This is a genomic window from Streptomyces sp. G7(2002), assembly GCF_028870195.1.
Lineage (GTDB): Bacteria > Actinomycetota > Actinomycetes > Streptomycetales > Streptomycetaceae > Streptomyces > Streptomyces nigrescens.
In genome coordinates this window covers 4,625,695-4,638,232 of sequence record NZ_CP102609.1, presented here as the reverse complement: position 1 = coordinate 4,638,232, position 12,538 = coordinate 4,625,695, and the positions used below count along the sequence as shown (strand labels likewise).

The 12,538-nt window shown below is 71.7% G+C and carries 8 protein-coding genes; 2 read left to right on the top strand and 6 right to left on the bottom strand.

The features are described from left to right. Positions 1 to 2: 2 nt before the first annotated feature. The 4 genes from NUT86_RS19425 to trmB form a co-directional block, all read right to left on the bottom strand. The gene (locus tag NUT86_RS19425) at positions 3 to 1,130 is read right to left on the bottom strand and encodes a DNA cytosine methyltransferase (RefSeq protein WP_274736677.1); all 1,128 of its coding nucleotides are present in this window, start codon (positions 1,128 to 1,130) and stop codon (positions 3 to 5) included. Between the two features lie 120 nt (positions 1,131 to 1,250). Continuing rightward, complete coding sequence (locus NUT86_RS19420; protein ID WP_446750770.1) at positions 1,251 to 2,189, bottom strand: DNA cytosine methyltransferase; 939 nt, start codon at positions 2,187 to 2,189, stop codon at positions 1,251 to 1,253. A gap of 288 nt (positions 2,190 to 2,477) precedes the next feature. After that, positions 2,478 to 3,746 carry a PrsW family intramembrane metalloprotease gene (locus tag NUT86_RS19415; RefSeq protein ID WP_266438077.1) on the bottom strand — a complete coding sequence of 423 codons (1,269 nt, stop codon included), beginning with the start codon at positions 3,744 to 3,746 and terminating at the stop codon, positions 2,478 to 2,480. Between the two features lie 28 nt (positions 3,747 to 3,774). Then, complete coding sequence (gene trmB / locus NUT86_RS19410; RefSeq protein ID WP_342634862.1) at positions 3,775 to 4,578, bottom strand: tRNA (guanosine(46)-N7)-methyltransferase TrmB; 804 nt, start codon at positions 4,576 to 4,578, stop codon at positions 3,775 to 3,777. Positions 4,579 to 5,308: 730 nt separating this feature from the next. On the opposite strand from trmB, the gene NUT86_RS19405 reads away from it, so the two are divergent. Next, positions 5,309 to 6,568 (top strand): outer membrane protein assembly factor BamB family protein, encoded by a 1,260-nt coding sequence (locus NUT86_RS19405; protein ID WP_274736676.1) that lies wholly within the window; start codon positions 5,309 to 5,311, stop codon positions 6,566 to 6,568. A gap of 109 nt (positions 6,569 to 6,677) precedes the next feature. Here NUT86_RS19405 and lhgO read toward each other — a convergent pair whose 3' ends face one another. Beyond that, a complete protein-coding gene (gene lhgO, locus NUT86_RS19400) occupies positions 6,678 to 7,898 on the bottom strand; it encodes an L-2-hydroxyglutarate oxidase (RefSeq protein WP_274736675.1) in 1,221 nt (406 codons plus the stop codon). Positions 7,899 to 8,090: 192 nt separating this feature from the next. Next, positions 8,091 to 9,539: a hypothetical protein gene (locus NUT86_RS19395; protein WP_018092687.1), complete on the bottom strand. Its 1,449-nt coding sequence runs from the start codon at positions 9,537 to 9,539 to the stop codon at positions 8,091 to 8,093. A gap of 823 nt (positions 9,540 to 10,362) precedes the next feature. Here NUT86_RS19395 and NUT86_RS19390 point away from each other — a divergent pair. Beyond that, positions 10,363 to 12,447, top strand: coding sequence for an asparagine synthase-related protein (locus NUT86_RS19390; protein ID WP_266438066.1), 2,085 nt, complete (start codon positions 10,363 to 10,365; stop codon positions 12,445 to 12,447). The last annotated feature ends 91 nt before the right edge of the window (positions 12,448 to 12,538 follow it).

Here is a 12,538-nt window from a genome sequence, read left to right as displayed (position 1 = left end):
GGCTAAGGCGTAGTGAGCGCCTTGTCGGTGGTGGCTCCCTTGACTGTCAGAACCGGTTCCACGGGCTCACCATGAGGGTGGGCAGTGGAGGAGACCTTGGCCAATGAGTGCAACGCCTTGGTGAGGGGCTCGCCACCGATGTCCAGCGCGGTGGCGAGTACGTGAATGCCGAGGCGCGGCGGAATCGCGTTACCGATCTGCTGCCCGATATCGCGGCCGGTCCATTGATGGTCGACCGGGAAGGTTTGGAGCTGCCCCGCCTCGGCAGGAGTGAAGCGGGCAAGTTCGACATCGGTGGGGGTCACCACGCGGTTGCGGAAGATTTTTCCGGTTACGGTGGCAGCCGGCTCGTCGGAAGTGCGTCGGCCGCGGGCCTTGGGGTTTCCGCCGGTGCCGTAGTTGGAGATCACGACGAACGGCCCCGGCCGGGCGAGAGCCTCGCCCATCGTCACCCACGGCAGCAGGTGTGGGTCACCCTCATCGCGGGCCCTGCCCTTTTGGTAGGGCCGATGAGTCGGCCGGGGCAGGGACGCCTCGCCGTTGAGACGGGCGATCAAGATGGCACGACGACGGGTCTGCGGTACTCCGAATTCCTCCGTGTGCAGGACGCCGCAGGCAACCGAGTATTTCTCACCCTCGAGTACTTCGCGCACGGCCTGCCATACCGGCAGCGCTGCGCGCACCTGCTCCAGCACGATTGTTTCGTATGGGGTGCCCGCGTCGATCGCTTCGAGGGCCCACCGCAGTGGCTCCAGGACCAGGCCCGTGCGCGGGTCGTTCCGGTTGGCCAGGTTTGCCAGGTCGGCAAGGTCCGCGGCGACGGTGGCGTCGCGAATGGCCATGCGCTTGGCCAAGGCACGCACCTTGTCCAGGGCCCGGCGTCCTGCGCCGGCGCCGGCAACGGTGTATGTCTGGCACGGTGGACCACCGGCGAGGACGGTGGCCTTCGGGAAGTCCGCCGGCCCGAAGTCACGCACGTCACCTTGCCGAGTGGGCAGCTGGGCCGCTCTGCGCGTCGCACACGCGTCCTCGTCCCACTCGATGCCGACGGCAGGGAGCCCCAATTGCCGTGCAGCCACATCCAACCCGCCCGGCCCGGCGAACAAGTCAACAATTTTGGCGTCGTGCACGTGGTCTCCCGGCTGTCGGGTTGGAGAGGTGATCAGGCGGGATGGCCCGGCGCATTCTATCGAGGGTTGTGCGAGGCGTTCCAGCCGGTCGGAGAGACCCCCACGATCGGGCGGTGACATTCACGAAGCAGGCTCGGTGATCGGCCCCAGGGCAGCCGCAATCTGTGCCCCCAGAGCCTGCGCGACGGGTGGCGGTGATGCATGCCCCAACTGCCGGTAGCGAGCGGTCTTGCCGCCCAGCATCCGCCACTGGGGTGGAAAGCCTTGGAGGATCGCGACCTGCTCAACAGTGAGTTTCGGCATCAGCTTGACGTCCCCGCCCGGATGCCAGCAATAGTCTGCCGCGGGTACCTCGTCTCCGATGCTGCTGCCGTTGATGCCCATGCGCGCCCAAGCCTTCTTGGTCCCGGTCGGTCCGAGATCGGCACCACCTCGACGCTCCGAGCCGCCGACGATGGCCGGGGCGGGTCGATCTGCCTGGGCGGCCCAGGCCGCGGCCTGTCGCCATCCGCGGCCTGCCATGGATTTCCACAACGCCGCACCCACCGTCGGGGTGGGAACGGTGTGGGGCTCCGGCCAACGGAACCGCTCGGATGACTGTGACTGCAGTGCAACCAGTAGACCGAGCTTCCGGTCTTGGGCGAGCCCGAAGCTACTCGCATTGAGAGTGTGCCAGTGAAGGCTGTATCCGAGGTGCTCCAGCTCCAGGCGGGCGAACTCGCGCATTTCGACAAAGGCTTCGCTGTCGACCAGTGTCGGTACATTCTCGATCAGCACCGCACGGGGGCGTACCTCGGCCACCAGCCACACGGTCGCCTCAAACAGTTCGCGCTCGTATCGGTCCTCGGTGCGCTTGATCGCCGCAGAGGATTTGAGCCGCGGAAGCCCTGCCGCGATCAGGTCCACGTCGTGCACGTATGGATGTTCCTGAGCTACGAAATCCCGCAGATCCATCTCCAACACTCGCCACCCCAGCCGGTTGGCGCGCAGTGTGGCACAGGCGTGCCGGCTCCGTTCGATCAACGCGACCGGGGTGAAGCCGGCGTTCTCCAGCCCCATCGCGAGCCCTCCGGCTCCTGCGCAGACTTCCAAGGACGTGTAGCGATCAGCTGGCAAAGCGGTGGGTCCCTCTTCCTGATGAATGGCCGAGGATCTCTGTGGCTTCCCGGAATTAGGGCGTTGATCAACCTCGGCCACCACTGAACGTGTCGTTCCCATCTTGCAGTTCAGCGACACAGAATGTGATGGCAGGACAGCGATTGATCGGGCTGTGTCACGGAAGAAGCTTCTTGCCGGAGGCAGTTCGGAGTTCCGAGACCGTGACGCGGACCGAGGGGCTCGGCATGACTACCACCCCTCCCGCGCCCCCCAAGCATCCACCAACGCCGCCCGCCCCCAAGCCTGATGCTCCCGCAGATGTTCCAGCAGATGCTGCTCCCGGATGGCGAAGTCCGGGGACGGGCCCATGAGGTGGGCGCGGCGGCGGTGGAAGGAGAGGGCGGTGGCCACGGTGGTGTATTCGGTGACGGCGCGGGCGGCGGCGGGGCCCTGGGTGCGGCGGGCCAGGTCGCGGGCCAGGGCGCGGGTTTTGAGGGAGGAGAGGGCGGTGGGCTCGGTGGGGGTGAGCCAGCCGGCGGTGATGTAGGGGGCGAGGTAGCCGCGGAGGGAGAGCAGTTCTTGGTTGCGGGCCCAGATGGCCAGCCAGGTGAGGGCGATGAGGATGGGGACCATGAAGAGGCCGTAGACGATGAGGAAGCCGAGGTCGCCCAGGGTGGACGCGCCGTTCCAGATGGCGTGCAGGAGGACGGCGGTGAGCAGGCCGAGGAGGGCGAGGGCGATGCGGGCGGGGCGGCGGCGGGGGTAGCGGGTGGCGGCGATGCCGAACGCGAGGCCGGTGAGGATGGTGAAGAGCGGGTGGGCGAAGGGGGAGACGATGATGCGGAGGAAGAAGGTGCCGGCGGTGAGTGAGTCCAGTCCGGAGTGGCCCAGGGACTGGTCCTGGCCGAAGGCGTTGCCCAGGTGGAGGACGTTCTCGGTGAAGGCGAAGCCGGTGGCGGTGATGCCGGCGATGACGATGCCGTCCGTGATGCCGTCGAATTCGCGTCGCCGGAAGCGGTAGAGGAGGAGCACGGCGGCGGCCTTGACCACCTCCTCGACGACCGGCGCGATCACCGTGGCGCCCCAGGCCTCGGCCTCGGAGGGTGAGGTGGAGGCGATGTTGGCGGCCAGCCAGTCGGTCGCGAAGCCGTTGGCGAGGAGCGCGACCAGGGTGGCGGCGCAGGCGCCCCAGGTGAAGGCGAACGCGAGGTTGCGCCAGGGCTCGGGTTCGACGCGGTCGAGCCAGCAGAACGCCGCCACCAGCAGCGGTACCGGGAAGACCGCCAGTCCGAGCCCGACCAGGAAGCCCTCGGTGCCGGTCTCGTGGCGGACCATGCCGATGATGATCACGCCGGAGAGCGCCAGCAGCGACACCAGGGCGACCGCGCGGAGGGTCTTGCTGCGCCAGGGAGCCGTCCGCCGGCGGGCAGACGCGGCGGAGGGCTCGTACGTGTGCGGTGTGTACGGGGGAGGGGCGGGCGCGTGGGGCGGGTGCGAGGGCGGCTGGGACGGGTACACCCATCGACCCTAACGAGGCGCGTTCGCCCTATGTGTCGCGGCGGCGGAAGAGGAGGTCATGGACGACATGCCCCTTGTCCAGGCCCTGGCCCTCGAACTTGGTGAGGGGGCGGAAGTCCGGACGCGGCGCATAGCCGGGGTGGAGGTTCTCCAGCGTCGGCTCGGCGGAGAGCACTTCGAGCATCTGCTCGGCATACGGCTCCCAGTCGGTCGCACAGTGGACGACGGCACCGGGCGCGAGCCGGGTGGTCGCCAGGGCGATGAACTCCGGCTGGACGAGGCGTCGCTTGTGGTGGCGCTTCTTCGGCCAGGGGTCGGGGAAGTAGATGCGCAGGCCGGCGAGGGAGGCCGGGGCCAGCATCTCGCGCAGCAGGATGATCGCGTCGCCGTTGGCCACCCGGATGTTGGACAGACCGTTCCGCTCCGCGAGACCGAGCAGATTGCCCTGCCCGGGGGTGTGGACATCGCAGGCGAGGATGCCGGTGTCCGGGTCGGCGGCGGCCATCTGTGCCGTGGCCTCACCCATGCCGAAGCCGATCTCCAGGACGACCGGCCGCCCGTCGAAGAAGGCGTCCAGATCGATGCGGGAGAGCCCGTCGATGTCCAGTCCCCATGTCGCCCACCGGCGGCGCAGCGCATCGGCCTGGCTGGGCGAGACCCGGCTGCGGCGGGGCTGGAAGGAACGGATCCGCCGCTCGTGATGCGAGCCCGCGGGGTCGGCGGCGGGGCCCGTCCCGTCGGGGAACATGGGCTCGCCGCGCCGGGGGGTGGCGGCCGAGACGGCGGTGGCCCCGAGGCCGGGGGTTTCCTGAGCGACGGTTTCCTCAGCCACGGATTCCTGACGGGCGGAGGCCGCGGCGGCTTCCGGAGCGTCTGATTCCGCAGCGGCGGGGGCGTGAGTGGTGGGGTTCTCGGACACAGTGTGTCGATTCTACGGGGGCGCAGGTCCGGGAGAGGAGGGCCCGGGTTCCGCCGGAGCCTTCGAGGCGCCGACCGGGGCGGGCGGGGCGGAACCCTTCGCGAAAAGGGAGGTTGGCGCGCTGTGTAGCGGCATGCATACGATGCGACGCTGACGTGAGCAAAACAAATCAGGGGGTTGGTCCATCGTGTCGCAGGGCGGCCAGGGGTACGCCGGGAATCCGCAGGGGCCGCAGCCGCCCGGCCAGGGAGCTCCGGGAGTGCCGCCCGCCGGCCCGCCGGCACCGGGGCAGGCCGCACCTCCGGCCGCAGGCGCGGGAGCCTTCGGCCCCCCGGAACAGCCACCGGCGGGCTCGGGGCAGGTGCCTCCTGGCCCGTACGGTGCTCCGCCCGCCCAGCCCGGGCCGGGTGCCGCGCAGTACCCGCCCCCCATGGGCCAGCCCGAGGCGCCGCCCCCGCAGGGTTACCCCGCGCCGCAGGGAGGCCAGCAGCCACCCCCGCCGTACGCCCAGAATCAGGGGCAGATGCCAGGCCAGGTGCCGGGTCAGGTGCCCGGTCAGGCGCCGTTCCCCGGTGGGCCGATGGCGCCTCAGTTCCAGGGTGTGCCCGGCGGGCCCGGCACGCCCAGGCGTAGCGGTGTGCCCGTGCCGGCCATCCTGGCGATCGTGATGGTCCTGCTGGTGGCTGCCGGGGTCGGCGGGTACTTCCTCTTCTCCGGGGACTCCGCCGATCCGGGCGCCGGCCGGCCCGCGAACGCCATACCGCGGCTGTGGGAGGCAGCGTCGCCCGTGTCCGAGCGCGAGGGCCAGAACGAGAACGGGCTGCGCTCGATGTGGTTCAACAATGACGACATCATCTACGGCGACGGCGAGGGCGTACGGGCCTACAACCGCAAGACCGGCAAGAAGAAGTGGACGGTCAAGACGCCCAAGGGCGCGGGCGAGGTCTGCGCGATGTCCGCGGAGCCCAGTGACGACGGTGTGGGTGCCGTGGTCTTCGACGCGGGCGGCGACGACTGCTCCTATCTCTCCGTCGTCGACACCGACACCGGCCGCACGCTGTGGTCCAAGAACCTTCAGGACGGTCACGGCGCGGAGCGCCAGCCGCGGGTCGTGGTGAACAGCAAGGTCGTCGCCGTCACGATCGGCCAGACGTATGCCGGCTTCTCCGTCGCCCGTGGAGCGAGGGTCTGGGAGCTGACCGCGCGCGGTCACGCGTGCACCAACTCGGTCGGGCTGAGCCCCCAGTACCTGGCCGTGGCCAGCGACTGCCCCGATGCGAAGCCGAAGAAGCAGTTGGAGCTGCAGGACCTGGAGTACGCCAGCATCCATTCGACGGTCACGGGTGAGGACCACGCGATCGTGAAGACGCTCTCGGACTGGCCCCTGACGCTTCTGACGGAGAGTGGCAGCTCGGCCGATCCCCAGCACTTCATCCAGACCTATACGAAGGAAGGCAAGCCGGACCACACCTTCCAGCTCTCGGGCGAGCTGAAGGACTTGAAGTTCGAGCCGCGGAACACCTACGTCGATGAGGACGAGCAGATTCTGGTGACCGGTTACGGTGCCGGCAACGGGCTTGCGGCGATGGACATGAAGACGGGCAAGCTGCTGTGGAAGAAGCGCGGCTCGGTGGGCATCGCCGGTGTGAACAACCAAGGCTTGATCATGGTGACCGACTCTCCCGACAGCGGCGCCTCCGCCGTGAAGGCGCTGGTGGTCGCGGTCGGCTTGCGTGACGGCAAGGAGAAGGTGAAGGGCACGCTGTACGAGAAGGAGCACAACCTGCCGGCCCCCAGCGATATGTCGCTGGCCTTGGACAGGGACAACATGCTCTTCGTCCAGAGCGAGCGGCTCACCGACCACCGGCCGAGTGTGCAGGCCTTCGAGGTGCCGTTCGGCTGAGGTCTCCAGGACGCCGTCGCCGCCACGGACCCGTCGCCTCTCGGCCCCGCCTCTTACGGGAGGAGGGGCCGAGAGGCATTTACGAGGGGATGGGCCGAGAGGCGCTTGGTCATGCGCGGCTCCGTCCCACCACCCCCAGCACCCTCCGCGCCACCTCCCGCCCGATGGGCAGTGAGGCCGTGGCGGCCGGTGACGGGGCGTTGAGGACGTGGACCATGCCGGGGGACTCGGCGAAGAGGAAGTCGTCGACGAGGGTGCCGTCGGGGAGGACGGCCTGGGCGCGGACGCCGGCCGGGGACGGGACCAGGTCCTCCTCGCGGGCGGCCGGGAGCAGGCGGCGGACCGCGTCGGTGAAGGCGAGCCGGGACAGCGACCGGTGCAGCTCACCGGCGCCGTAGCGCCAGTGGCGGCGGGCTATCCGCCAGGAGCCGGGGTAGGCGAGGGTGCCGGCCAGCTCGGCGGGGTGCAGGGTGCGCCAGTCGTAGCCCTCGCGGGCCAGGGCGGGGACGGCGTTCGGGCCGATGTGCACGGCGCCGTCGATGCCGCGGGTCAGATGCACGCCGAGGAAGGGGAAGGCCGGGTCGGGGACCGGGTAGACCAGCCCGTGGACCAGGGAGGCGCGGTCCGGGGCGAGGGTGAAGTACTCACCGCGGAACGGGACGATCCGCATGCCCGGGGCGTCTCCGGCCAGCCGGGCGATCCGGTCGCAGTGCAGACCGGCGCAGTTGACCAGGGCGCGGGCGCGGTGGACCGTGCCGTCGGCGGTACGGACCGCCACCCGGCCGGGGCGGCGGCCGATGGCCGTCACCTCGGAGCCGTACCGGATCCGGGCACCGGCGTCCTCGGCGAGGCGGGCGAAACGGCGGGCGACCGCGCCGAAATCGCAGACGCCGGTCGTGCCGACATGGATGGCGGCCAGGCCGCGCACCTCGGGTTCGTACTCGGCTATCTGGGCGGGGCCCAGCTCGCGCACCGGCAGGCCGTGCTCGCGGCCGCGCTGGATGAGCCCGTGCAGCCGCGGCAGCTCGCTGCGGTCGGTGGCGACGATCAGCTTGCCGGTGACCTCATGGGGGATGGCGTGTTCGGTGCAGAACTTCACCATCTCCGCCGAGCCCTGGAGGGCGTAGCGGGCCTTGAGCGAACCGGGCGGGTAATAGATGCCGCTGTGGATCACACCGCTGTTGCGCCCGGTCTGATGGAGGGCCGGACCGGGCTCCTTCTCCAGCACCACGACACGCGTGCCGGGCGCGGCACGCGTGATCGCGTACGCCGTAGAGAGTCCGACGATGCCGGCACCGATCACCAGCACCTCGCAGTCGTACGCCGCCACTGCACCTCCCCAACCGCATGACCGCAGGCCGACCCGTCGCCATGGACCTGCGCATCATCGCCGACGACGTATCCCATCATGACGGCCGGCACTGACAATGCCGATCGGACGGGCTCCGGGACGCTCGCTCCCGGCCGGGCCGTACGCGGATCGCTTGGCCGGGAGGACGGCTCGGTCCGGTCCGGCCCGCCGCTAAGCGGGCGCCGCCAGCAGCGGTCTCGCCCGCTCCCGCAGCTCGACCACCCGGGGCTCGTCACCGTACGGCTCCAGGCGGTGCAGCAGATCGCGGACGTACTCGGTGGTGCGGGCGGAGGAGATCCGCCCGGCCACCTCGACCGCGCGGGTGCCCGCCGCGCAGGCCGCGTCCAGATTGCCGGACTCCAGTTCGGCGACCGCGGACACGACCAGGCGCAGACCGTGCGAGCGGACGAATTCCTCGGTGGGCCGGGACAGCGCCTGCTCGGTGAAGCGGCGGACCTGGCGGGGCAGCCGCAGATCGCGGTAGCACTCGGCGGCGTCGGCCGCGAAGCGTTCGTACGAGTAGAAGTCCAGCCACGAGGGGTCGGGGTCGCCGCCGCGGGAGCGCTCCAGCCAGCCCTCGGAGGCCTTCAGCGCCACCTCACAGGCGCGCGCCTCGCCGGCCTTGGCCTGCGCCCGCGCCTCGACCAGGCGGAAGAAGCTCATGGTCCGGGCGGTGGCCAGTCCGCGGTTGCGTTCCAGGGCGGCCTGGGCGAGGTCGACACCCTCGTCGGCGAAGCCGCGGTAGGTCGCCTGGAGGGACATCGAGGCCAGGACATAGCCGCCCAACGGGACGTCGGCGGCCGCGCGGGCGAGCCGCAGTGCCTGGATGTAGTACCGCTGCGCGGCCTCCTGCTGGCCCGTGTCGAAGGCCATCCACCCCGCGAGCCGGGTGAGTTCGGAGGTCGCCCCGAACAACGCACGGCCCACTTCGTCGCTGTACGAGGCGAGAAGCAACGGCGCCGCGTCCACCCGGAGGCACTCCGGCACCATCGAGGAACGCCAGTCCCCGCCACCGTACTTGGAGTCCCAGCGGCGCGCGTCCTCGGCCGCCTCACGGAGCTTGCTGACATCGCTGTGTCCGACGTGCTGCGGGATACCGGCGTCGCCGGCCGCCGCGGCGTCCTTGTCCCGGGCCTCGGCCGCCTCCCGTGCCACCGAACTGTCGGCCGGGGATATCAGCCAGCGCGAGGCGGGGGTGGCGTACGCGCTGACGGCGAAGGATCCGGCCAGGCTCTGCCAGATGCCGCCCCCGCCGGCCCGCCGTCCGGCCAGATCGAGACGGTACAGCTCGGTCGCGGAACGCACCGCTGCGCCCACATCGCGGGGAAATGCCAGGCCGACCTCGGGTGCCGGGTCCGCGTCGGCCAGCCCGATCTCGTGCAGCGGGACCGGACGGCCCAGCTTGCTGCCGATCGCGGACGCGATCAGATGGGGCGCGGCGCCTTGGGGCACCATGCCCTTGGAGACCCACCGCGCCACCGACGTCTTGTCATAACGAAGCGTCAGGCCGCGCTGCGCACCGAGGTCGTTGACCCGGCGCGCCAGTCCGGCATTGCTGATACCCGCGAGGGCGAGAACGGTGCCAAGCTTTTCGTTCGGCCCGCGTATATCCCTGGACATGCGCACCCCTCGACACAGCGACGGCCGCCCCGGTACCCCGGGGCATGCGTCCACCCAGAGTAGTTCGCCGGATCCCGACCGTTAAGAGTCGGTGTCCCGGATGGCGAGATTCATGTTCAAACAGGGGTGCGGGAATTGGCATGTGCTCCGGGTACGTGTGCCCGTGCGCCCGTCCGTGCGCGCTGGCCGCCCGCTTTCGGGAGCGCTTGCATGTCTTCTGCGTGGGTCGGCCCGCTGCACTGGATCCAGTGGGCTGGGGGATACCGTCACCTCATTTCCCCGCGGGTGACGGTCCGGTCCGGGGGGCGCAGCCCGCCTCCCGGACCGTCGCACGGACCGGACGCCGACCGGACGCCGGCCGGTCGAGTCGCCGGTTGACACCACGCCTGATGGCGTCAACTGGGCTATCTGGAACGGACTTTGGCCGAAAATCGACGGGTGATGATTTCGCGCCGCCGCACCCGCCCAGCTGCCTCGGGGGCCACACGGGGGGCCTTCCGGGGTCCATGCGGCGGAGTGCACGCGCCCGGCATGAGGTGTGCCGCAGGGCCGGCTCGCGCGGCCGTCCCGCCGGCAACCCCGCCGCGTCCGCTCCGCCGCTCACGGCCCGTCGCACGGTGAGCGCGTGAGGCCCTGTGGGCCCGCCGGCGGTCCCGGGTGGCCGCCCGCCCCGCGAACTGCCCGTATACAGGCCCGCTCCAGCACCTCTCCCGCGCCGCTGTCATGGCAGCATGGTCCGCACAACAGCTCGGTCGGGGCCGGGCGATCCGCTGTACCGGGCGGCCGTTGGCCCCGGCGCACGGGGAATCGGGTGGAGGCGGCGATGCGCTGGTTGGTGGGGTGGAGCAGTGCCGCCACGGGGCCGGCGGCCGGCGACGAGCGCCACACGGTCCTCCCCGTGGGCGCCCAGCTCCTCTGGGGCGGCCCGGACCCCCTCTGGGCGGTCGGCGACTGGCGGCCGGACGAGGTACGTGTCGTCCAGGCCGACCCCGAGACCCGGCTCGCGGTCTTCGGCGTCTGCGGAGCCACCGACGACCAGCTGAAGGTGGGCCTGTTCGCGGCGCGCGGGGGCGCACTGCGACATCTCACGGCCTGGCCCGGCAGCTACACCGCCGTCGTCCAGGTAGGACGGCGGATCACCGTCACCGGCGACCTGGCCGGCGCCCGCCCCGTCTTCCACACCCCGTGGGCCGGCGGCACCGCCTACGCCACCGCCGCCCTCCCGCTCGCCGACCTCGTCGAAGCCGGTCTCGACATCGGTCACCTTGCCGCGCTGCTGGCCTGCCCGGACCTCCCCGAGGCGCTCGGCGCCGGCACACCGTACGAAGGCGTCCACCGGATCCCGCCCGGCCACGCCCTGGTGCTGCGCGGGGGCGCCGGCGACATCACCTCCTTCGAGCCGACCGCCTCGCTCGCCGTCGCCGCGCCCCAACTCGCACCGGAACAAGCCGTGGACGGCGTCCGCGACGCCCTGGTCGAAGCCGTCCGTGCGCGGCTGGCCGGGATCCGGCACGCCCCCGATCCGGAGGGGCTCGACGGCCTCGACCCCGGCCCGGTGCCCGGTATGGGACCCGCCGAGCGGCGCGCGGCGCGCGGCGCACCGGCTCCCGGTGTCGGCGCCGACCTCTCCGGAGGCAGCGCTTCCGGAACTCTCGCCCTGCTGGCCGCCGGTCTTCCCGGCCGGCCAGGAAGGCTCAACGGCCACGGCGAACGCCTCCTGGCCGTCACCTTCAACGACCGTGCCACCCATGGCGGACAGGCCTCCCACGACGCCGAGTTGGAGCGCGCCCGCACCATCGCCGACAACCCGCGGCTGCACCACGTCGTCGTCGCGGCCGGCGAAGAGGCCCTCCCGTATGCGGACCTGGAAAGCGGCCCGCTCACGGACGAGCCCGGCCCCTCCCTCACCACCGCGGGCCGCCACCGCCGACGACTGCTGGCCGGCAGCGCGGACCACTTCGTCGGGCACGGCGCCCGCCAGGTCCTCGACGCCCACCCGGCGCGGCTCGCCGACCTCCTCATGGACCGCCGCCGACGCCATCTGCTGCGCCCGGTCACCGCGCTGGCCAAGGCGGACGGCGCCTCCGCGCAGTCCGTCCTCGTGCCCTTCACCGTCTACCGCGCGGCCCGCAGGCTCGCCCGTATGCCCTACTCGGCAGGGATCGCCGATACGGCGCGCCGCCTCCTGGAGCGGCAGTTCGCCGACGAGCCGGTGGCCGGCGGGGCCGTGGACGCCTCACTGGCCGCGCTCGCCTGGTGCCGGCCGGGACCCGCGGCGCGCTGGCTCACGGGGGAGGCACTGGCTGAAGTATCGGTTCGGCTCAGCGACGCGGTGCACCGCTCGCCCGCCGTGGGCCGCCCCGGCGAGCGGCGCGCCCGTGCCGCACTGGCCCGTCAGGCCGCCGACCACCGCGTCTTCGAGCAGGCCGCCGAGGTCCGCAACCAGCGGCTGCACGCCCCGTTCCTCGACAACCAGGTGGTGCTCGCCTGCCGCGCCCTGCCGGACACCCTGCGGGTGCAGCCCGGGGCACGGGCCGCGGTGCTGCGCTCCGTACTGGCCGGGGCCGGGGTCCGGGATCTGCCGCCCGGATGGGGCGCCACCTCGCAGCTCACCCACGCGGCTTCGGTACGCGCCGGGCTGCGCGGTGCCATCGGTGACCTGGTACGGCTCTTCGACACCCCGCTGCTGGCCGATGCGGGGCTGGTGGAGGCGAGGGTGGTCCGCAAGGCACTGCGCTCGGCGGCCGAGGGCGCGGCACTGCCGCTGGACGGGCTGGCCGAACTCGTCTCCACGGAAGTGTGGTTGCGGCGGCTGGTGGCGCGGCGGGGGTCGTGCTGGACGGGGGCCGGGGCGCCGCGTCAGAAGGCGGTCGCGGGGGGAGTGGTCCCCCGGGCGCGTCTGGGGTGAGCCGGGCCTTTGGACGTGAAGCTCAGCAGGCCGGAGACGCACCGCCGGGACCTCGCACCCTGCCGTGTGGCGCGGCCACCCTGAGCGGGCA